Annotated in this window: 21 protein-coding genes; 14 read left to right on the forward strand and 7 right to left on the reverse strand. The window is 72.9% G+C overall.

Annotated elements, in window-relative coordinates; all coding sequences use genetic code 11:
* Nucleotides 1-269, forward strand: a 269-nt coding sequence (locus E4P40_RS18040) for a DUF3180 domain-containing protein (protein WP_135159896.1), incomplete at its 5' end; no start/stop codon positions are given.
* Here E4P40_RS18040 and E4P40_RS18045 read toward each other — a convergent pair.
* Nucleotides 259-801: a TetR/AcrR family transcriptional regulator gene (locus E4P40_RS18045; RefSeq protein ID WP_135159897.1), complete on the reverse strand. Its 543-nt coding sequence runs from the start codon at nucleotides 799-801 to the stop codon at nucleotides 259-261. The genes E4P40_RS18040 and E4P40_RS18045 overlap by 11 nt on opposite strands.
* A gap of 66 nt (nucleotides 802-867) precedes the next feature.
* On the opposite strand from E4P40_RS18045, the gene E4P40_RS18050 reads away from it, so the two are divergent.
* Nucleotides 868-1,533, forward strand: a complete 666-nt coding sequence (locus tag E4P40_RS18050; protein ID WP_135159898.1) for a GAP family protein — start codon at nucleotides 868-870, stop codon at nucleotides 1,531-1,533.
* Between the two features lie 9 nt (nucleotides 1,534-1,542).
* Here E4P40_RS18050 and E4P40_RS18055 read toward each other — a convergent pair whose 3' ends face one another.
* Nucleotides 1,543-2,745, reverse strand: coding sequence for a betaine/proline/choline family ABC transporter ATP-binding protein (locus E4P40_RS18055; protein ID WP_135159899.1), 1,203 nt, complete (start codon nucleotides 2,743-2,745; stop codon nucleotides 1,543-1,545).
* 32 nt (nucleotides 2,746-2,777) lie between these two features.
* Between E4P40_RS18055 and E4P40_RS18060 the strand changes: the two genes are divergently transcribed.
* From E4P40_RS18060 to E4P40_RS18070, 3 genes are all read left to right on the forward strand, one after another.
* Entirely contained in the window at nucleotides 2,778-3,473 is a 696-nt protein-coding gene (locus E4P40_RS18060) for an ABC transporter permease (protein ID WP_245160419.1), read from the forward strand.
* Complete coding sequence (locus E4P40_RS18065) at nucleotides 3,470-4,198, forward strand: ABC transporter permease (protein ID WP_135159901.1); 729 nt, start codon at nucleotides 3,470-3,472, stop codon at nucleotides 4,196-4,198. Before E4P40_RS18060 ends, E4P40_RS18065 begins: the two co-directional genes overlap by 4 nt.
* A gap of 142 nt (nucleotides 4,199-4,340) precedes the next feature.
* On the forward strand, nucleotides 4,341-5,336 hold the full coding sequence (locus tag E4P40_RS18070; RefSeq protein ID WP_135159902.1) for a glycine betaine ABC transporter substrate-binding protein: 996 nt from the start codon (nucleotides 4,341-4,343) through the stop codon (nucleotides 5,334-5,336).
* Between the two features lie 93 nt (nucleotides 5,337-5,429).
* On the opposite strand, the gene E4P40_RS18075 is transcribed toward E4P40_RS18070, so the two are convergent.
* Complete coding sequence (locus E4P40_RS18075; RefSeq protein WP_135159903.1) at nucleotides 5,430-6,038, reverse strand: DUF1684 domain-containing protein; 609 nt, start codon at nucleotides 6,036-6,038, stop codon at nucleotides 5,430-5,432.
* A gap of 91 nt (nucleotides 6,039-6,129) precedes the next feature.
* Between E4P40_RS18075 and E4P40_RS18080 the strand changes: the two genes are divergently transcribed.
* On the forward strand, nucleotides 6,130-7,695 hold the full coding sequence (locus E4P40_RS18080; protein ID WP_135159904.1) for a DUF6779 domain-containing protein: 1,566 nt from the start codon (nucleotides 6,130-6,132) through the stop codon (nucleotides 7,693-7,695).
* A 1-nt stretch (nucleotide 7,696) separates the two neighbouring features.
* Here E4P40_RS18080 and E4P40_RS18085 read toward each other — a convergent pair whose 3' ends face one another.
* The gene (locus E4P40_RS18085; RefSeq protein WP_135159915.1) at nucleotides 7,697-8,437 is read right to left on the reverse strand and encodes an SDR family oxidoreductase; all 741 of its coding nucleotides are present in this window, start codon (nucleotides 8,435-8,437) and stop codon (nucleotides 7,697-7,699) included.
* Nucleotides 8,438-8,779: 342 nt separating this feature from the next.
* Between E4P40_RS18085 and E4P40_RS18090 the strand changes: the two genes are divergently transcribed.
* From E4P40_RS18090 to E4P40_RS18120, 7 genes are all read left to right on the forward strand, one after another.
* A complete protein-coding gene (locus E4P40_RS18090; RefSeq protein WP_135159905.1) occupies nucleotides 8,780-9,742 on the forward strand; it encodes a DUF2520 domain-containing protein in 963 nt (320 codons plus the stop codon).
* Entirely contained in the window at nucleotides 9,739-10,590 is an 852-nt protein-coding gene (panC, locus tag E4P40_RS18095) for a pantoate--beta-alanine ligase (RefSeq protein WP_135159906.1), read from the forward strand. Before E4P40_RS18090 ends, panC begins: the two co-directional genes overlap by 4 nt.
* Nucleotides 10,587-11,006: an aspartate 1-decarboxylase gene (gene panD / locus E4P40_RS18100; RefSeq protein ID WP_135159907.1), complete on the forward strand. Its 420-nt coding sequence runs from the start codon at nucleotides 10,587-10,589 to the stop codon at nucleotides 11,004-11,006. The genes panC and panD overlap by 4 nt, the downstream gene beginning before the upstream one ends.
* 10 nt (nucleotides 11,007-11,016) lie before the next feature.
* Nucleotides 11,017-11,802, forward strand: a complete 786-nt coding sequence (locus tag E4P40_RS18105; protein WP_135159908.1) for a type III pantothenate kinase — start codon at nucleotides 11,017-11,019, stop codon at nucleotides 11,800-11,802.
* A gap of 25 nt (nucleotides 11,803-11,827) precedes the next feature.
* Nucleotides 11,828-13,333, forward strand: a complete 1,506-nt coding sequence (lysS, locus tag E4P40_RS18110; RefSeq protein ID WP_135159909.1) for a lysine--tRNA ligase — start codon at nucleotides 11,828-11,830, stop codon at nucleotides 13,331-13,333.
* Between the two features lie 170 nt (nucleotides 13,334-13,503).
* Nucleotides 13,504-13,848, forward strand: a complete 345-nt coding sequence (locus E4P40_RS18115; RefSeq protein WP_135159910.1) for an Lsr2 family protein — start codon at nucleotides 13,504-13,506, stop codon at nucleotides 13,846-13,848.
* Between the two features lie 458 nt (nucleotides 13,849-14,306).
* Entirely contained in the window at nucleotides 14,307-16,850 is a 2,544-nt protein-coding gene (locus tag E4P40_RS18120; RefSeq protein WP_135159911.1) for an ATP-dependent Clp protease ATP-binding subunit, read from the forward strand.
* A 133-nt stretch (nucleotides 16,851-16,983) separates the two neighbouring features.
* Here the strand turns inward: E4P40_RS18120 and E4P40_RS18125 are convergent, their stop codons facing one another.
* Nucleotides 16,984-17,874, reverse strand: coding sequence for an A/G-specific adenine glycosylase (locus E4P40_RS18125; protein WP_135159912.1), 891 nt, complete (start codon nucleotides 17,872-17,874; stop codon nucleotides 16,984-16,986).
* A 77-nt stretch (nucleotides 17,875-17,951) separates the two neighbouring features.
* On the opposite strand from E4P40_RS18125, the gene E4P40_RS18130 reads away from it, so the two are divergent.
* Nucleotides 17,952-18,641 (forward strand): MucR family transcriptional regulator, encoded by a 690-nt coding sequence (locus E4P40_RS18130; RefSeq protein WP_135159913.1) that lies wholly within the window; start codon nucleotides 17,952-17,954, stop codon nucleotides 18,639-18,641.
* Nucleotide 18,642: 1 nt separating this feature from the next.
* On the opposite strand, the gene disA is transcribed toward E4P40_RS18130, so the two are convergent.
* Both disA and E4P40_RS18140 read right to left on the reverse strand, forming a co-directional pair.
* Nucleotides 18,643-19,728: a DNA integrity scanning diadenylate cyclase DisA gene (disA, locus tag E4P40_RS18135; protein ID WP_135159914.1), complete on the reverse strand. Its 1,086-nt coding sequence runs from the start codon at nucleotides 19,726-19,728 to the stop codon at nucleotides 18,643-18,645.
* Nucleotides 19,729-19,856: 128 nt separating this feature from the next.
* On the reverse strand, nucleotides 19,857-20,422 hold a 566-nt coding region (locus E4P40_RS18140; RefSeq protein WP_280790628.1), incomplete at its 5' end, for a magnesium chelatase domain-containing protein.

Here is a 20,422-nt window from a genome sequence, read left to right on the forward strand (position 1 = left end):
GGCCGGTCGAGCCGATGCTGGTCGCCCGCCTGGCGGTGCTGGCCCAGGCGAGCGCCTACGTCGGCGCGGTCTTCGCGGGCGTGTGGGGCGGCGTCCTGGTGTACGTCGGGCCGCAGGTCGGGCGGCTGCAGGCCGCCGGCAACGACACGGTGACCGCGGTGATCGGTCTCGTGAGCTCGATCGGCCTGGTCGCCGCGGCCCTGTTCCTCGAGTCCGTCTGCCGTGTGCCCCCGGAGGACGACCGGCCGACCGAGGGGGTCAGCGCCTGAGGCTACCGAGCACCGTCTCGGTCACCAGATGCTCGATCTGGGCGGGGGCGATCAGACCCAGCCGGAGACCGTCGGCGGCGCCGACCACCAGCCAGGTGATGGTCGTGAGGACCCAGTCGGCAGGAAGGTCGACCCGGAAGTCACCGGACTCCTGACCGCGGCGGACGAGCCGAGTGAGCCGCTCGTCGCCCTTGCGCGCGCGTTCGACGAGGCCGGCCTCGACGTGCTCGTCGAGCGGCTGGAGGACCAGCAGACCGTAGACCGGGGCCAGTTCGGCCAGTTCGCTCACCGCCCGTCGGAGGGCCTCGGGGGCAGGCCCCGCTTCAGGCCGCGCCCGCTCGACCGCGTCGATGTACGCGGAGAGCGCCCGCTCCGACAGCGCCGACACGAGCGCTGCACGCGACGGGAAACGGCGGAACAGCGTGGCGCGGCTGATGCCGGTGGACGCAGCGACCTCCTCCATCGAGGCGGCGGGTCGCAGCGCCAGCAACCGGGCTGCACTCGAGAGCAGCGCATCGGAATCGGCAGCCACACCCGCATGATACTGCCGTGAGACGTATTCGTCTCAAGAGAGCTACGATCGTCTCGTGAGTTCGACATGACGCCCGCCCTGCTCGCGGGCATCTCGGGTCTTGCCCTTCTGGACGCCCTCAACCCCGCGACCATCGCCGGAGTCGCGCTGATCCTGGTCGCTCCGCTCCGTCGGCCGGTGCTGACAGGTGTCGCGTTCGTGATCGGCGCCTACGGCGTCGTGGTCCTCGTCGGCATCGCCGTCTACGTCGGTGCCGACGCGGCGGCGGCGGTGGTCTCGGCCGGCCTCGGGTGGTTGAGAAGCATTGCGTTCGGACTGGCCGCCGTGGTGCTGGCGGTGAGTGCGGTACGGCGGCTGCGCGATCGAGACCGCGGTGCCGTCACGCTGCCGCCCTGGGTGGGGCCGTGGACGGCGGTACCGCTGGGCGTCCTCGTCACCGGCGCCGACCTTCCCAACGCCTTCCCGTACCTCATCGCCATCGAGCGACTGGTCGCCGCCGAGGTGACGCGTGGGTCAGGCATCGTCGTCCTGGTCGCGTACGGCATCGTCTACTGCCTGCCGTGCATGCTGCTGCTCCTGGTCGGGGCGTTCGGCGGCGGCCGCGTGCAGAACAGGCTGCGGAGGATGTACGACCGGATCGGCGGCCCACGCACTGTGCCGCGCAGCATCCCGGCCGCGTTGCTCCTGTTCGCCGCCGCGATCGGCGTCGCGAGCTTCGCGGCCGGCGGCTGAGCCGGCGGACTATGCGTGCGCGGCGCCGGCGGTCTCGGGGACCGAGCCCTCGACGGAACGGCGGAGGGCGGCGTGCAGCGACTCCGGGGTGAGGACACCGAGGAACCTGTCCCCGTCCAGGACGGCGACCCAGCCGGCCTCCATCTGCAGCATCGTGGAGAACGCGGTCTTGAGCGAGGCGTCCACCGGCACCCACGCCTCCATCCGCTTGCCGGCGCCGTGGACCGTGCCGGAGCCGGTGGCCCGCTCGGCGGAGATCCAGCCGTGCAGGTTCTCCTGGCTGTCCACGACGACGGCCCAGCGCGCGCCTGCCCGCTCCATGGCGGCGCGGGCGTCGGCGAGGCTGTCGTCGACGTTCACGACCGGCGGGTGCTCCAGGTCGGCGATGTCGATGCCGGTGACGGCGAGGCGCTTGAGCCCCCGGTCGGCGCCCACGAAGTCGGCGACGAACGGGCTGGCCGGCCGCCCGAGCAGCTCGGCCGGGGTGGCGAACTGCTCCACGTGCCCGCCGTGGCTCATGACGGCGATCCGGTCGCCGATCCGGACGGCCTCCTCGATGTCGTGCGTGACGAACACGATCGTCTTGCGGACGGTCCGCTGCAGGCGCAGGAACTCCGTCTGCAGCCGCTCGCGCACCACCGGGTCGACGGCGGAGAACGGCTCGTCCATCAGGAGCACGGTCGGGTCCCCGGCCAGCGCGCGGGCCACGCCGGCGCGCTGTCGCTGACCGCCGGAGAGCTGGTGCGGGTACCGGTCGCCGTGCACGGCCGGGTCCAGCCCGACCAGGTTCAGCAGCTCCTCGACGCGCTCGCGGGTCCGCGCCTTGTCCCAGCCGAGCAGGCGGGGCACCGTAGCGACGTTGGTGCGGATCGTCTGGTGGGGGAAGAGGCCCACGTTCTGGATCACGTAGCCGATCCGGCGCCGCAGCTTGACCGGGTCCACGCGGGTCACGTCGTCGGAACCCAGGAGGATCCGACCGGTCGTGGGCTCGATGATCCGGTTGATCATCTTCATCGTGGTGGTCTTGCCGCACCCGGAGGGCCCGACCAGGACGGTGAGCTCGCCGGCGGCGATCGTGAGGTCCAGCTCGTGCACGCCGACGGTGCCGTCGGCGAAGACCTTGCTGACGCCCTCCAGCCGGATCTCCTCAGCGCCCCCGGCGTCGAGAGGTGCGGGCGCTGCGCGCGACGGCGAGGGGGCAGTAGCGTCCACGAGGTGGCCTTCCTCCTGCGGGGCGCCCGGTGGTGAGCGCGGCGAGCGAGAGCGTGCTCGCGGTCGATGCCGCGCCGAACCTGTGGTTCGACCCGTCCTACGTGACGGACAACTGGGACTCCATCATGGGCTACCTGGGTGAGCACGTCCGCCTGACCGTCGCCGCGGTCCTGCTCGGGGCGCTGATCGCGCTGCCTCTGGCGCTCGTTGCGCGGCGCAGCCGCTGGCTGGCCGGCCCGGTGCTGGGCCTGTCCACGCTGATCTACACGATCCCGTCGCTGGCGATGTTCGCCTTCGTGGCCCCCGTCACGGGGCTGTCGGCGACGACGGTCCTCGTGGGGCTGGTCCTCTACTCGCTCGTCATCCTGGTGCGGAACTTCCTCGTCGGACTGCAGTCCGTGCCGGCCGACGTGCAGGAGGCGGCACGCGGCATGGGCTACGGCCCCGTCCGGCTGCTCTGGCAGGTCGAGCTGCCGCTGGCCCTGCCCTCGTTCATGGCCGGCCTGCGCGTCGCGACGGTGTCGACCGTCGCGCTGGTCACCGTCGGCGTCATCGTCGGGCACGGCGGCCTGGGGCAGCTCATCACCGGCGGGTTCAACGCGAACTTCTACCGGGCGGAGATCGTCACCGGCGCCGTCGGCTGCGTGCTGCTCGCGCTGTTCGCCGACCTGCTGCTGGCCGGCGTCGAACGGGTGCTGACCCCCTGGGCACGGCGGGCGGGCGCATGAACCTGCTGCAGGAGGCGCTGCGCTACCTCAACGACCCGTTCAACTGGACGCGCAGCAACGGGATCCTGGAACTGCTCGGCGAGCACCTGCGGATCTCCGCGCTGGCCGTGCTGGCCGCGATGGTGTTCGCCGTCCCGCTCGGCATGCTGCTCGGGCACACCGGCCGGGGCGGCGGTTTCACCGTCGCGCTGTCCAACGTCTCCCGCGCCGTCCCCACCCTGGCGCTGCTCACCATCTTCGCGGTCACCCCGATCGGCTTCGGCCCGACGGCCACGACCATCGCGCTGGCCGTCTTCGCCTTCCCGCCGATCCTGACCAACACCTACGTCGGCTTCCGCGGCGTGGACCGCGACGTCGTCGAGGCGTCGCGGGCGATGGGCTTCAGCGATCTCCAGGTCGCCACGCGGGTCGAGCTGCCCCTGGCCGCGCCGCTGCTGATGACCGGTGTCCGGACGGCGGCGGTGCAGGTGGTGGCGACGGCGACCCTGGCGGCGCTGGTCGCCGGGGGAGGGCTGGGCAGCATCATCACGCTCGGCTTCCGGCAGCAGGACTACGGCGCGGTGCTGGCCGGGGCGATCCTCGTCGCGCTGCTCGCCGTCCTGACCGAGGTCCTGCTCGCGGCGCTGTCCTGGGCCGTCACGCCCGGTCCGCGCCGGCTGCCGTTCCTGCACGGCCGCCCCGCCGTCCGGAGCGCCGATCCGGCGATGGCGGCGCCGCCCCTGTGACGAGGTAACGGAAGCGCAACGGACCCCGCGATGCATTGCGGGCAACCGGTCCGCGGAGTTGCATGGAAGGCGCGGGACACCTCCCGCCAGACACGCGTGGCAGCCGGCCTGCCACGGGACACAGAAGGCGGGGCGTCCAGCCATGCGCGCACGCACTCGGATCATCGCTCCTCTCGCTCTCGCGGTCGCCCTGACCGCGGCGTGCGGGGAGTCCGGTTCCTCCGGCACCGGCGGCGACGCCGAGGCCGGCGGCTCGGCGTCGGGCGACACCTGCGCCCCGGTCGCCGGCGACCAGCTCGTCGTCCTGGAGGACGACAAGCAGCTGCAGAACGCCGACAACGTCATCCCGGCCGTCAACGCGGCCGCGGCCGCGGCGAACCCCGCGCTCCTCGAGGCCCTCGACGCCGTCTCCGCGGAGCTCACCACCGAGGACCTCATCGAGATGAACGCCGCCGTCGACGTCGAACGGCAGAGCGCCGAGGAGGTCGTGGCCGCCTACATCTCGGACAAGGGTCTGGACTCCGGCGTCACCGGCGGCAGTGGTCCGGTGGTGGTCGGTGCCGCCGACTTCACCGAGTCCCAGGTGCTGGCGACGCTCTACGCCGACGTCCTGACCGCCGCCGGCTTCCAGGCCAGCGTGCAGACCGTGGGCAACCGCGAGCTGTACCTGCCCGCCCTGCAGCGCGGGGAGATCCAGGCGTTCCCCGAGTACCTGGCCACGGTGACGGAGTTCATCGAGGCCGACGACAGCACCGAGATCGCCTCGGGCGACGTCGACGCCACGGTCGAGGCGCTCACCCCGCTGGCCGAGGGGGCCGGGCTGGTCTTCGGGGAGCCGGCCGCGGCCGCCGACCAGAACGCCTTCGCGGTCACGCAGGAGTTCGCCGACCAGGTCGGTGTCACCACCCTGTCCGAGCTGGCCGAGGCCTGCGGTGACGGGTCGCTGACCCTCGGCGGACCGGGGGAGTGCCCCGAGCGACCGGCGTGCCAGCCCGGCCTCGAGGAGACGTACGGCCTGGAGTTCGCCGACTTCCAGGAGTTCGATGCCGGTGGCCCGCTGACCAAGGCGGCCATCCAGCAGGGCGAGGTCTCGATCGGCCTCGTCTTCAGCTCCGACGGTGCCCTCGCCCAGGGCTGACGCTCGTCACGGGCACGTCCTGGCTCACCGTAGGTGGTCCTGGCTCACCGTCGATGGTGAGTCAGGACCCCTGATGATCAGGTGACCTGATCATCAGGGGTACCAGCCGGCGGGGGGCAACTGCTCCCCCGCGGCGACTGCGGCGTCGACCCGGTTGCCTCCGGGGGCGAGCGGGCACGACCAGCGTGGGTCATAGGTGCACGACGGGTGGTAGGCGAAGTTGAGATCGACCACGAGCCGCCCCTCACCGCCGCCGAGGTCGGCGCCCTTCACCGTGTCCAGCAGGTAGCGACCGCCGCCGTACGTCGTCCGGCCGGCGCTGCCGTCGCGCAGCGGCACGAACATCCCGCCGCCGTAGCTGTCCAGCCACCACAGGTCCAGCCGCCCGACGCCGTCGAGCTCGACGGCACCCACGCGCTCGAAGGGGACGACGCCGTCGGTGGCGGTGGGCACCTCGAGCCGGAACGGCTCCGCGGGCAGCACCTCGACCTCGAACCGCAGCGCGGGGTCGTAGGCCGCGAACGGCAGTCCGCGGAACGTGCTCCGCGCCGCCTCCTCGAGCGGCGAGTCCGGATGGCCCGCGAACAGCTCGTCGCGGCCGTCCCGCCAGTTCCGCCAGCCCTGCTCGGGGTCCCGCGCCGTCCGCGCGCCGGCGTAGAGCGCGGCCACGCGGCGGCGCCAGTCGAGCAGCGTCAGGCTCATGGGCGCCACTCTGGCAGCCGGTCGCGACCGCCGCGCCGCGATGTCGTGTTCATGTCCGGACGCGGAGTACGTCCGCCGCTACGCTGGGGGCATGCCCCGCCGTGAGGACGACGACGTCGCTCCTCGCCCCGGCGCCCCCAGCACCCGGACGCTGATGCAGGCCGGCGGGTTCGCGCTCGCCGCGGTCGCCACCCTCGCGGTCTTCCTCACCGACAACCCGCAGCTGCTGCGGGTCGCCGTCGTGGCCGTGGCCTGGGCGTTCGTCCTCGCCACGTTCGCGGCCGGCCGGCGTGGCACCGACCGGGTGGCCGCCGCGGCCCGCGAGGCGGAGCTCCGCCGTGCCTACGAGCTCGAGCTGGAGCGGGAGGTGTCCGCCCGTCGGGAGTACGAACTGGAGCTCGAGAACGAGCTGCGCCGCGAGTCCGAGGACGCGATGCGCTACGAGCTCGACGCTCTCCGCGGCGACATCGCGTCGCTCGCCGGGTTGCGCGACGAGGTCGCCCGCGTCTCCGAGCTGCGCGGCGACCTGACCGCGCTGGCCTCGTTGCGGGACGAGGTCGCACGGGTGGCGGCGCTGCGCGACGACGTCGCCGCCCTCACCTCCATGCGCCAGGAGCTCGGCCAGCTGAGCGAGCTGCGCGCCGACATGGGCAGGCTGCGGGCGGAGCTCACCGAGCAACTGTCCAGCGAGATGCTGGTCGAGCGCATCGTCATGCGCACCCAGGCCAGCCGGCTGCCCGCCGACCCCGGCCCGGCCCGGCCCGTGGACAGCGGCGGCGCCTGGACCGACGACGTCCCGCCCCGGGAGCTGACCGGCGGATGGCCGGCCGTCCGGCTGGACGAGCCGCGGGATACCCAGCACTTCGAGCAGGTGCGTGCCGAGCGCACCTCCTGGGAGCCGGCGACCGCCGAGCTGCGGTCATGGGACGCCCCGGCTCCGTCCTGGGAGACCCCCGAGACCAGTGCGTGGACCGCCGGCCCGCTGTCGCCTCCCGTGCCTCCCACCTCGACCTTCCCCGCTGCGCCGCCGGCGTCCGCGGCCCCGGCTCCGCCGCCGCCGGCTTACCGTCCGCCGCCTCCTCCTCCCGTCGTGCCGGAGCCGTGGTCGTTCGCCCGCCACGAGACACCGGCGGCCGAGCCCCGGCTCTGGTCGGCCACGGACCCGTCGCCCGGCCGCGCCGACGAATGGCGGACGACGGCCGAGCCGGCACCCGCACCGCCGACGGCCGCCTTCCCGATGTCGCCGCCGCCGCGCAGCGCCCCGCCGCAGATCGTCGAGCCGCCGTCCCCGCTCGAGTGGCTGGCGGCGCGGTCGCTGCTGGACCCGACCCCGACGTCCCGCCGTCCCGATGTGCCCCCGCTCCGGCGTCGCGACGACGTCCCGCCCGTGGACCTGGCGGCCGCCCCCACGACGCAGCGGCCGGCGGTCCCGTCCGGCCCGCCGCCGGTCCGCGTGGACGACCGCGGCGGCTACCGCGTCGCCGTCCGCGACCAGCCGCCGCACAGCTCCGGCCCCGTCCCGGGCCAGGAGAAGCGGATCGACGAGATCCTGGCCGAGAACGGCGTCAGCCCGGCGACCGGCGGACGGCGGCGCCGCCGCTACCGCGACGAGGGCGAGCCGGACGACGTCCTCGCCCGGGTGCTCGGCCGCAACTGACTCACCGGCCGACCGACAACCGGCCGCCGTCGAGCACCAGCGTCTGGCCGGTGACCCAGCCGGCGCCGTCGCCGAGCAGGTAGGCGGCCGCCTCGCCGACGTCCTCGGGGACGCCCAGCCGCCCCACGGGATATCCCGCGGCCACCTCGTCCTCCCGGCCCTCGTAGAGCGCGCCCGCGAAGCGGGTCTTGACGACCGCCGGGGCCACCGCGTTCACGCGCACCGTCGGGCCGAGCTCCACCGCCAGCTGGGTCGTGAGATTGATGACCGACGCCTTGCTGACGCCGTAGGCGCCGATGTTCTCCGAGCTGCGCAGACCGGCCACCGAGGCCACGAACAGCACAGATCCGCCGTGCTCGCGCATCCAGGCGCGCCACGCCTCCTGCACCAGGCCGAGGGAGGACACGACGTTGGTGTCGAGGATCTTGCGGAAGGCGTCGAGCTCGAGGTCGACCATCGGCCCGTAGACGGGGTTCACGCCGACGTTGCCGACCAGCATGTCGAGGCTGCCGAACGTCTCGACCGCCGTCCGGACCGCCTCGGCGCGGTGCCCGGCGTCCCCCGCGTGGCCGGGGACCGCGACGGCGACCTCCGGGCCGCCCAGCGACTCGACCGCCTCGGCCAGCGCCTCCGGCTTGCGCGCGGTGACCACGACCCGGGCGCCCCGGTGCACGAGGCTCTGCGCGATCGCCAGTCCGATGCCCCGGCTGCCGCCGGTCACCAGGGCCGTCCGTCCGTCCATCGTGCCCACGTCGTGCTCCTGTTCCTCCGCCGGCCGTGCCGCCCACGGTAGGGGCGCCCCGGCTCCTCCGAACGGGGGGTCCGCGGGGAGGGGTGAGCGAGGACACAGGCCCCAGACGTTGCGGGTGGCACGGAGCGGTCACACACTCGCCATCGGCGATCAACCTGCGCGACACATCCGGTTGCAGCGGGACGACGTCACGGCACGGACAGCAGGACCAGCAGCACCACAGCACGACCCAGGTGGTCTCCAGCGACGGGGGCCGCGACCGACGTCCGGTACCCGTGAGGGACTGGAACGAGAGGTGCACCGATGCCTGCTCGCCGCAGGACACTTCGCGCGATGTCGTCTCCCGCCCACCCGACGACGCCGGCCGCCACCGCTCCCGCCCGCCTCCGCGTGGGCGTCATCGGCGCCGGACGTGTCGGCGCGGTCCTCGGCGCCGCGCTCGCCGCCGCCGGTCACGACGTCGTCGCCGCCGCAGGCTTGTCCGCAGCCTCCGCGGAGCGCGCCGCCCGGCTGCTCCCCGGCGTCCCCCTCGTACCCGCCGACGAGGTCGTCGCCGCCTCCGACCTCGTCGTCCTCGCCGTCCCCGACGACACCCTGCCCGGTCTCGTCGCCGGCCTCGCCGGGACCGGCGCCTGGCGCGCGGGTCAGATGACCTTCCACACCTCCGGCGCGCACGGCCTGGCCGTCCTCGCCCCGGCCGAGCGGACCGGCGTGCTGCCGTTGGCACTGCACCCGGCCATGACCTTCTCGGGCGCCCCCGAGGACGCCGACCGCGTCCTCGGCGCCCCGTTCGGCGTGACCAGCCGCCCCGAGCACCGCGCCGTCGCCGAGGCCCTCGTCCTGGAGATGGGCGGGGAGCCCTTCTTCGTGGCCGAGGAGGACCGGCGGCTCTACCACGCCGCCCTGGTCACCGGCGCCAACCACCTGGTCACCCTCGTCGCCGAGGCCGCCGACCTGCTCCGGACCGCCGGCGTCGCCGACCCTGCCCGGGTCCTGGCCCCGTTGCTGACCGCGGCGCTGGACAACGGGCTGCGACGCGGTGACCGCGGGCTCACCGGACCGGTCAGCCGGGGGGACGTCGGCACGGTGCGCGACCACCTGGAGACGCTCACCGAGCGGGCTCCGGACTCGGTCGCGGCCTACGTCGCCATGGCCGGTCGCACCACCGAGCGCGCCCTGGCCGCAGGGCGGCTGAAGACGCACGAGGCCGCGCCCCTGCTCGAGCTGCTGCGTCCGCCCACCCGCCCCGCAGCCCCGACCGGCTCCCGCGACGAGGACCCGGCGGGCTCCCGGTGACCGGGCACCCGTCCGTCGTCGAGACGGTCGCCGACCTGCGCAAGCTCGTCGGTGAGCTGCCCGCCCCGGTGGCGCTGGTGCCGACCATGGGCGCGCTGCACGAGGGCCACCGGACGCTGGTGCGTGCCGCTCGGGAGCGGGCCGCGACCGTCGTCGTCTCGGTCTTCGTGAACCCGACCCAGTTCGGGCCGGGTGAGGACTTCGACCGCTACCCCCGAACCTGGGACGCCGACCTCGCCGCGCTCGCGGAGGAGGGCGCCGACGTCGTCTTCCACCCCGGCGTGGAGGACGTCTACCCGCCGTCGGCGGTCGGCGTCACCGTCGACCCCGGGCCGCTGGGCTCCGTCCTCGAGGGCGCCGTCCGCCCCGGGCACTTCGCCGGCGTGCTGACCGTCGTCGCCAAGCTCTTCGGCATGGTGCGGCCGGACCTCGCGCTGTTCGGCGAGAAGGACTACCAGCAGCTCACCCTGATCCGCGCCATGGCCCGCGAGCTCGCGCTCGGCGTGGAGGTCGTCGGGGTGCCGACCGTCCGGGAGGACGACGGCCTGGCGCTCTCCAGCCGCAACCGCTACCTCGACCCCGGGCAGCGGGCCACTGCGGTCACGCTGTCGGCCGCCCTGCGGGCCGGCGCCGAGGCAGGGCCACAGGGTCCCGAAGCCGTCCTGGCGGCGGCGCGGGCCGTGCTCGATGCCGAGCCCTCCCTGCTCCAGGACTACCTCGAACTGACCGATACCGACCTGGGGCCGGCACCCGCCGCCGGACCCGCCCGACTGCTGGTCGCGGCCCGCGCCGGCACCACCCGACTCCTCGACAACGCACCGATCACCCTGGGAGACGACCCCCGATGATGCGCACGATGCTCAAGTCCAAGATCCACCGTGCGACGGTCACCCAGGCCGACCTGCACTACGTGGGCTCGGTGACGATCGACGAGGACCTCCTCGACGCGGCCGACCTGCTCCCGGGCGAACAGGTCGCGATCGTCGACGTCACCAACGGTGCGCGGCTCGAGACGTACGTGATCCCCGGTGAGCGGGGCACCGGCGTGATCGGCATCAACGGTGCGGCCGCCCACCTCGTGCACCCGGGCGACCTCGTGATCATGATCAGCTACGGCGTCATGGACGAGACCGAGGCGAAGAGCTACATCCCCAAGGTCGTGCACGTCGACGGCGCCAACCGGATCGTCGAGCTGGGTGGCGACCCGGCCGCGCCCTCCCCGGGGGTCCTGGGGCAGCGGCGCGGGGACGTCACCGACCGATGAGCTGCGCCCCGTGCTGCTGACGGTCGACGTCGGCAACAGCCAGACCGTCCTCGCCACCTTCGACGGCGAGAAGCGGCTGGGCAGCTGGCGGGTGACCACCGCCCCCCGAGCCACGTCCGACGAGCTGCGGATGCTGTGGCGCGGGCTGCTCCGCGACACCGAGATCACCGGGGTGTCGGCCTGCTCGACCGTTCCGGCGCTGCTGCCGGCGCTGCGCGAGCTGCTGGACTCCCTCGAGGTGCCGGTCGTCCTCATCGGCCCCGGTGTGCGGACCGGCGTGCCGCTGCACGTGGACAACCCGCGCGAGGTCGGCTCCGACCGTGTCGTGACGGCGCTCGCCGCGCACGAGCTGTTCGGCCGCTGGCCCGACGGCCGCGGCCGCCCGGTGGTGGTCGTCGACTTCGGCACCTCGACCAACGTCGACGCCATCGGCCCCGAGGGGCAGTTCCTCGGCGGTGCGCTCGCCCCCGGCGTCGAGGTGAGCCTGGAGGCGCTGGCCACCCGCGCCGCGCAACTGCGCTCGGTCGAGCTCACCTGCCCGCCGCATGCCATCGGCAAGAACACCGTGGCCGCACTGCAGTCCGGGCTGGTCCTGGGCTTCGCCGGCCTCGTCGACGGCCTCGTGGCGCGGATCGCGGGCGAGATCGTCGCCCAGTTCGGGGCGGCACCCGTCGTCGTCGCCACGGGTGGCCTGGCCCCGCTGGTCGTCGACAGCTGCCGCTCGATCGGTGAGCGCGAGCCCGACCTGACGGTGCACGGGCTGCGGCTGGCCTTCGAGCGCCACCAGGGCCGCTGAAACCCTGCCCGTAGGCTCAGCGCCCGTGAGCGAGGAAGCATCCGGCCCGGACGACGTCGAGGAACTGCCGGAACAGATGCGGGTGCGCCGGGCGAAGCTGGACCGGCTGCGCGAGAGCGGCGTCGACCCGTACCCGGTGACGGTCGCGCGGACCACGACGCTGGACGCCGTCCGCCGCGCGTTCCCGGACCTCGAGCCCGACACGATGACCGGCGAGAAGGTCGGTGTCACCGGCCGGGTCATCTTCTTCCGCAACACCGGGAAGCTCTGCTTCGCCACCCTCCGCGAGGGCGACGCCGAGCTGCAGGTGATGCTCTCCCGGGACCGGGTCGGCGAGGACTCCCTCGCGGCGTGGAAGGCCGACGTCGACCTCGGTGACCACGTCCTGGTGACCGGTGAGGTGGGGACGTCGCGGCGCGGGGAACTGTCGGTCTTCGCCGATTCCTGGCAGCTCACCGCGAAGGCGCTGCGCCCACTGCCGGTCGCGCACAAGCCGATGAGCGAGGAATTGCGCGTCCGCCGCCGCTATGTGGACCTGATCGTGCGCGACGAGGCGCGGCGGACCGTACGCCAGCGGGCCACGGTCATGTCGACGTTGCGCGCCGGACTGGGCGCCCGCGGATTCCTCGAGGTCGAGACCCCGATGCTGCAGACGGTGCACGGCGGCGCCGCGGCACGGCCATTCCGCACCCACATGAATGCCTTCGACCTCGATCTGTACCTGCGCATCGCGCCGGAGCTTTTCCTCAAGCGCTGCATCGTGGGCGGGCTGGACCGGGTCTTCGAGATCAACCGCAACTTCCGCAACGAAGGCGCCGACAGCTCCCACTCGCCGGAATTCGCGATGCTGGAGGCCTATCAGGCCTACGCGGACTACCAGGTGATGGCGACGCTCACCCGGGAACTGATCCAGGAGTGCTGTGAGGCCCTGTTCGGTGACCACGTCGCCCGGCACCACGACGGCACCGAGGTCGACCTCTCGGGGGAATGGCCGCAGGTGCCGCTGTACTCCCTCGTCTCCGACGCGGTCGGTGAGACGGTCACCCCGCAGACGCCGGTCGAGGAGCTCCGGTCGATCGCCGACCGGCACGACGTGGGTGTCGACCCCGCGTGGCTGCCGGGCAAGGTCGTCGAGGAGCTGTTCGAGGCGCTCGTGCAGCACACGCTCCAGTCCCCGACCTTCGTCGTCGACTTTCCGCTGGACACCTCGCCGCTCACCCGGGCGCACCGCTCCGAGCCGGGGCTCGCCGAGAAGTGGGACCTGTACATCGGCGGCATCGAGCGCGCCACCGCCTATTCCGAACTCGTCGACCCGGTCGCACAGCGCGAGCGGTTCACCGCCCAGGCGGTGCTGGCGGCCGCCGGCGACCCGGAGGCCATGGCACTGGACGAGGACTTCCTCGAGGCGCTCGAGTACGGCATGCCGCCTACCGGTGGCATGGGCATGGGCATGGACCGGCTCATGATGACCCTGACCGGGTTGGGGATCAGGGAGACCATCCTGTTCCCCCTGGTACGCCCAATTACCTGAGGGTTGAAGCGTCGAGTGAGACTGAACCGGGTCGGCTCGGATCAATCAGTGACGCGCGTCGCGTCATGTATTGACAGAATGGCGAACAGTTGTGATGTAATGGCTTCGTCGTTCCATCCGGGCGTCAATGAGTTCGGCTACCCCGGCCGTGCGAAGTGAGGAAAAACTAAATGGCGCGCAAAGTCCAGGTCATCCTGAGCGACGACCTCGACGAGAATCTCTCGGCCGACGAAACCGTGAGCTTCGCCCTTGACGGCACCTCCTACGAGATCGACCTGGCGGACAAGAACGCCAAGGAGATGCGCGACGCCTTCTCCCGTTACGTGTCCGCTGCCCGCAAGGTGGGCCGCGGTACCCGCGCCTCGGGTGGTGGCCGGTCCCGTGCGACCGGTGGTCGCATGGACCGCGAGCAGGCGGGTGCCATTCGTGACTGGGCCCGCAAGAACGGTCACGCCGTCAGCGACCGCGGCCGAATCCCGGCCGGTGTCGTCGAGGCCTACGAAGCCGCCCATTGAGAGACCTCGTCCCGCAGGACTCGGCGTGCTGCTGATGTCGGTGTGACGTCCGCGCGTGTCATCGCGCGCCGGCCGGCCCGGTTCCCCGTACGGGGAGCCGGGCCGTCGTCGTTCCCGGGCGGCTGCACAGCAGGCGGGGGCCCCTGGGCCGGACGGTTCTCCTCCGATGGGCCCGACCTGCGGGGATGAAGGCGGGCCGGCCGGTGGTTGTGCAGAGCGGCGGTCCAGTCCGGGCCGCCCACCCGTCCGCTGACGGCGTAACCGGACCGGAAATCAGGGCCCGCCTCCATCAGTTGGACCGAACAGCCACCCACCGCCTCTGTCGCACGCCGACAGGACGTCGTGGTCCGCGACTACAGTGGAATGACCGGTGCCCCCAGCGCCGACGGATGTCGGGTGCTCCTTCCCAGACACGGGGAGAGCAGTGCCGGACCAGCCGGTCGAAGGAGAAGCAGCAGATGTTCGAACGGTTCACCGACCGAGCCCGCCGTGTCGTCGTCCTGGCCCAAGAAGAGGCCCGGATGCTCAACCACAACTACATCGGCACCGAGCACATCCTCCTGGGTCTGATCCACGAGGGTGAGGGCGTCGCTGCCAAGGCACTCGAGTCCCTCGGCATCTCGCTCGAGGGTGTCCGCCAGCAGGTCGAGGAGATCATCGGCCAGGGCCAGCAGGCCCCGTCCGGCCACATCCCCTTCACCCCGCGGGCGAAGAAGGTGCTGGAGCTGTCGCTGCGCGAGGCGCTGCAGCTCGGCCACAACTACATCGGCACCGAGCACATCCTGCTCGGCCTGATCCGCGAGGGCGAGGGCGTCGCCGCCCAGGTCCTGGTGAAGCTCGGCGCCGACCTCAACCGCGTCCGCCAGCAGGTCATCCAGCTGCTCTCGGGCTACCAGGGCAAGGAGCCGGCCGCGGCCGGCGGCCCGACCGAGGGCACCCCGTCGACCTCGCTGGTCCTCGACCAGTTCGGCCGCAACCTGACCCAGGCCGCGCGCGACTCCAAGCTCGACCCGGTCATCGGGCGGGCCAAGGAGATCGAGCGGGTCATGCAGGTCCTGTCACGGCGGACCAAGAACAACCCCGTCCTCATCGGCGAGCCCGGCGTCGGCAAGACCGCCGTCGTCGAGGGTCTCGCCCAGGCGATCGTCAAGGGCGAGGTGCCCGAGACGCTGAAGGACAAGCAGCTCTACACGCTGGACCTCGGCGCGCTCGTCGCCGGTTCCCGCTACCGCGGTGACTTCGAGGAGCGCCTCAAGAAGGTCCTCAAGGAGATCCGCACCCGCGGCGACATCATCCTGTTCATCGACGAGATCCACACCCTCGTCGGTGCCGGTGCGGCCGAGGGCGCGATCGACGCCGCCAGCATCCTCAAGCCGATGCTGGCCCGCGGTGAGCTGCAGACCATCGGCGCCACGACGCTCGACGAGTACCGCAAGCACCTGGAGAAGGACGCCGCCCTCGAGCGCCGCTTCCAGCCCATCCAGGTCGGCGAGCCGACGCTGCAGCACACCATCGAGATCCTCAAGGGCCTGCGCGACCGCTACGAGGCGCACCACCGGATCAGCATCACCGACGCCGCCCTGGTGGCCGCGGCGACGCTGGCCGACCGGTACATCTCCGACCGGTTCCTGCCCGACAAGGCGATCGACCTGATCGACGAGGCCGGTGCCCGGATGCGCATCAAGCGCATGACGGCTCCGCCGGACCTGCGCGAGTTCGACGACCGGATCGCCGGCATCCGCCGCGAGAAGGAGTCGGCGATCGATGCGCAGGACTTCGAGAAGGCAGCGTCCCTCCGCGACAAGGAGAAGACCCTCCTGTCGGAGAAGGCCGAGCGCGAGAAGCAGTGGAAGGCCGGCGACATGGACGTCGTCGCCGAGGTCGACGACGAGCAGATCGCCGAGGTGCTGGCCAACTGGACCGGCATCCCCGTCTTCAAGCTGACCGAGGAGGAGACCACGCGTCTGCTCCGCATGGAGGACGAGCTCCACAAGCGGATCATCGGTCAGGAAGAGGCCATCAAGAGCGTCAGCCAGGCGATCCGGCGCACGCGTGCGGGCCTCAAGGACCCGCGCCGTCCCGGTGGCTCCTTCATCTTCGCCGGCCCCTCGGGTGTCGGTAAGACGGAGCTGGCGAAGGCGCTGGCCCAGTTCCTGTTCGGTGAGGACGACGCGCTCATCCAGATCGACATGGGCGAGTTCCACGACCGGTTCACCGTGTCGCGGCTCGTCGGTGCCCCTCCCGGCTACGTCGGTTACGACGAGGGTGGCCAGCTGACCGAGAAGGTTCGGCGCAAGCCGTTCTCGGTGGTCCTCTTCGACGAGATCGAGAAGGCGCACGCGGACGTGTTCAACACGCTCCTGCAGGTGCTGGAGGACGGCCGGCTCACCGACGGTCAGGGCCGGATCGTGGACTTCAAGAACACGATCCTGATCCTCACGACCAACCTCGGTACGCGGGACATCTCGAAGGCCGTGGGTCTGGGCTTCCAGGTCGGCAACGACACCCAGAGCAACTACGAGCGGATGAAGCTCAAGGTCAACGAGGAGCTCAAGCAGCACTTCCGGCCCGAGTTCCTCAACCGCATCGACGACATCGTCGTGTTCCACCAGCTGACCGAGAACGAGATCATCGAGATCGTCGACCTGATGGTCGCCCGTGTCGAGAGCCAGCTGGCGAACAAGGACATGGCGCTCGAGATCACCCCGGCCGCCAAGAAGCTGCTGGCGCACCGTGGCTTCGACCCGGTGCTGGGGGCCCGGCCGCTGCGCCGGACCATCCAGCGCGAGATCGAGGACGCGCTCTCGGAGAAGATCCTCTACGGCGAGCTGGCCGCGGGTCAGATCATCGTGGTGGACGTCGACGAGGCCGACGGCGCGGCGCAGAAGTTCACCTTCCGCGGCGAGCCGAAGCCGATCGCCGTCCCCGACACCCCGCCGGTGGCCCTCTCGGGCGCCGAGGGTGCCTCCGAGGACGAGGGTCCGGCCGCCAAGGCCGAGTAAGCAGCACGAACGACAGGGGCCGCTCCCACCGTGAGGTGGGGGCGGCCCCTTCGTCGTTCCTCGGGCGAGATCGGCGATGTGGTCGCGAAAACGGTGCCTTGGCGCCGAGATCGCCGATGTCGTCGCGAGAGGGTCAGGCGGGGAGGCGGAACAGGCCGTCGGGGGTCTGCTCGACGAGGCCGTCGGTGAGCAGGGAGTCCAGGCAGCGGCCGCGCTGGACGGCGTCGTCCCAGGCGGGCTCGAGGGCCGCGGCGTCCACCGGCTCGTGCGCCGCGCGGAGGACGTCGAGCAGCCGGCCACGCACCTGCCGGTCGGTCCCGGCGAACTTCTGGACCCGCTTGGCCGGCCCGTCGTGGGCAGGGGAGCCGGCCAGCCGCCAGGCGCAGCGGTCCCGCACGGGGCAGACGCCGCAGCGCGGGGTGCCCGCGACGCAGACCAGCGCGCCGAGTTCCATCGCGGCCACCGAGAAGCGCGTCGCCCGGTCGGGCTCGGCCGGCGTCAGCTCGGCGATGTCGGCGAGGTCCGCGGCGCGCGCGGTGCCGGCCTCGGCCCGCCCGTGCAGCAGCCGGGCCACGACGCGGCGGACATTCGTGTCCACCACCGGCTGCGGGCTCCCGTAGCCGAAGCAGGCGACGGCGCGCGCGGTGTACGTGCCGATGCCGGGCAGCGCCTCCAGCTCCTCGACGGACGACGGGACGACGCCGCCGTGCCGCTCGACGATCGTGACGGCGGCCTCCCGCAACCGCAGCGCCCGGCGCGGGTAGCCGAGCTTGCCCCAGGCGCGGATGACGTCGGCCGGGGGGACGGCGGCGAGGGCGGCGGGCGTCGGCCACCGCGCCATCCACTCCCGCCAGACCGGGTCCACGCGGGCCACGGGTGTCTGCTGGAGCATCACCTCGCTGACGAGGACGGCCCATGCGTCGGTGCCGGGCCGGCGCCACGGCAGGTCGCGGGCGGCCGTGGCGTACCAGTCGACGATCGCCTCCCCGGCGTCCGGGCCGGGGCGGAGGCGGGGAGCGGTCACGAGATCCCAGTCTGCCGGGCGGCGGGAGCGGCGTGCCGAGCCGGTCCGTCCGGCGCCGCCGACTAGCGTCCTCAGGCGTGTGGCACCCGGTCGGCGCGCTGCCCGCCCGCGTCTACTGGCGACGGCGGCTGCTGGTGCTGGCCCTGCTCCTGGCCGTCCTCGGTGGCGGCGCCTGGCTGGGGATCGTCCTGCACACCGGCGCGGACGGCGATCTCGAGACCGCCGCGGCCAGCAGCGAACGGAGCACGGCCCGCGTCCCGGCGCTGGACCGCGTGGTCCCCCCGGTCGCGCGGGTCGCGACGCCCACCCCGGCGGACGTGCCTCTGGCGACCGGGGACACGGGCGCGGCCGCCCCGGCGCCGACGGGTCCGGTGGCGGGCGGGCCGTGCACCGACGAGATGATCGGCCTGACGGTCCGCGCGCCGGGCACGGTCGCGGTCGGCAGCAAGCCCACGTTCGAGCTGGTGGTCACCAACCTCTCCGCCGTTCCCTGCACCCGCACCCTCGACAAGGGCCAGCAGGAGATCGCCCTCTTCGACGGGGCAGGCACCCGGGTGTGGGGGAGCAACGACTGCTTCCCCGAGGCGAGCAGCGACCTGCGCACCCTGGCGCCGGGCGAGACGCTGGCCTTCCCGCTGGTGTGGGGCGGGCTCACCAGCGAGCCGGGCTGCGCGGCCATCCGCGCGACGCCGTCCCCGGGGGCCTACGTGCTGCGCGGCCGGCTGGACACCAAGATCTCGCCGGACGTGCCGCTCACTCTCGGCTGAATCAGCTGTAGCGGTCGAGGATCGAGGTCTCGGCCAGTCGGGAGAGGCCCTCGCGGATGCCCCGGGCGCGGGCCTCGCCGACGCCCTCGACGGCCAGCAGGTCCTCGATGGTCGCCGCGAGCAGCTTCTGCAGGCCGCCGAAGTGGTCGACGAGCCGGTCGATGATCCCCGTGGGCAGACGAGGCACGCGGTTGAGCAGCCGGTAGCCGCGCGGGCTGACGGGGGAGTCCAGCGCGTCCGGCGAGGTCGGCAGGCCGTAGCAGCGGGCGACGGCGGAGAGGTCGAGCAGCTCGGTCGCGGTGAGCGCACGCAGGTCGGTGAGGACCTGGTCGATCGTCCGGGGGCGACGGCTACCGCCCGGCATGTAGTCGCGGACCAGCAGGCCCCGGTCCTCCTCCACCCCGGCGAGCATCTCGTCGAGCTGCAGCGCGAGCAGTCGCCCGTCGGTGCCCAGCTCGACGACGAAGCCCTCGATCTCGTCGGCGATGCGGCGGACCATCTCCAGTCGCTGGCTGACGCTCATGGCGTCCCGCACGGTGACGAGGTCCTCGATCTCCAGGGCCGACAGCGTGCTGGCGACCTCGTCGAGGCGGAGCTTGTAGCGCTCCAGGGCGGCCAGGGCCTGGTTCGCCCGCGCCAGGATCGTCGTCGGGTGCTCGAGGGTGTACCGCCGGCCGGCCACGTACACGCTGATGATGTGCATCGACTGGCTGACCGAGATGACCGGGAAGCCGGTCTGGATGGCCACGCGCTCCGCCGTCCGGTGCCGGGTGCCCGACTCCTCGGTGGGGATCGTCGGGTCGGGCATGAGGTGGACGCCGGCCCGCACGATCCGGGTGCCGTCGTAGGACACGATCACCGCGCCGTCCATCTTGGCCAGCTCGCGGAGGCGGGTGGCCGACAGCGCGACGTCGAGGGCGAAGCCGCCGGTGCACAACGCCTCGACGACGCGGTCGTAGCCGAGGACGATCAGGGCCCCGGTCCGCCCCGCCAGGATGCGCTCCAGACCGTCGCGCAGTGCGGTCCCCGGGGCGATACGGCCGAGGAGTTCGCGCAACGCGACCTCGGGATCCACCTCGGTGGGCACGAGCGCTCCTGACGGTCGAGTGGTACGGCGGCTGAGTCTACGTGCCCCGGCCGGGGGGAGCCGGTGCTCGGGGTCCGCGGACCTCAGCATTCGCCGGTGGCACGACGTCGTAACGAAACTCTAGAGAGCTAGAACAGCCGGTGGAAGGCCGTACCGAGATCCGGCACCTCCACGAGGCGCATCCCGGGCGGGGCCGCGCCGGCGTCCGGCGGGACGAGCGCCACCTTGTAGCCCTGCCGCGCGGCCTCGGCGAGGCGCCGCCCGGTGCCGCCCACCCGGCGGATCTCCCCGGACAGACCCACCTCGCCGAGGGCGACCATCCCCTCCGGCAGGGGTCGGTCCCGGAACGCCGAGGCGATGGCCAGGGCGAGCGCGAGGTCGGCCGCCGGCTCGGCGATCCGCACGCCGCCCACCGAGGCGGCGAACACGTCGGCGTCGGCGAGCTTGACCCCGCCCCGCCGCTCGACCACCGCGTTCACCATGGCCACCCGCTGCGAGTCCAGGCCGCTGACCGCCCGCCGCGGCGAGCCGCCACCGCCCGTGCTGGCCACCAGCGCCTGCACCTCCGCGAGCAGCGGGCGGCTGCCCTCGAGGGTGACCGTGACGCAGCTGCCCGGCACCGGGGCCGACCGCCGGGAGACGAACAACGCCGACGGGTCGGACACCCCGACGACCCCGGCGTCACCGATCTCGA

It is taken from the genome of Blastococcus sp. CT_GayMR20, assembly GCF_004570345.1.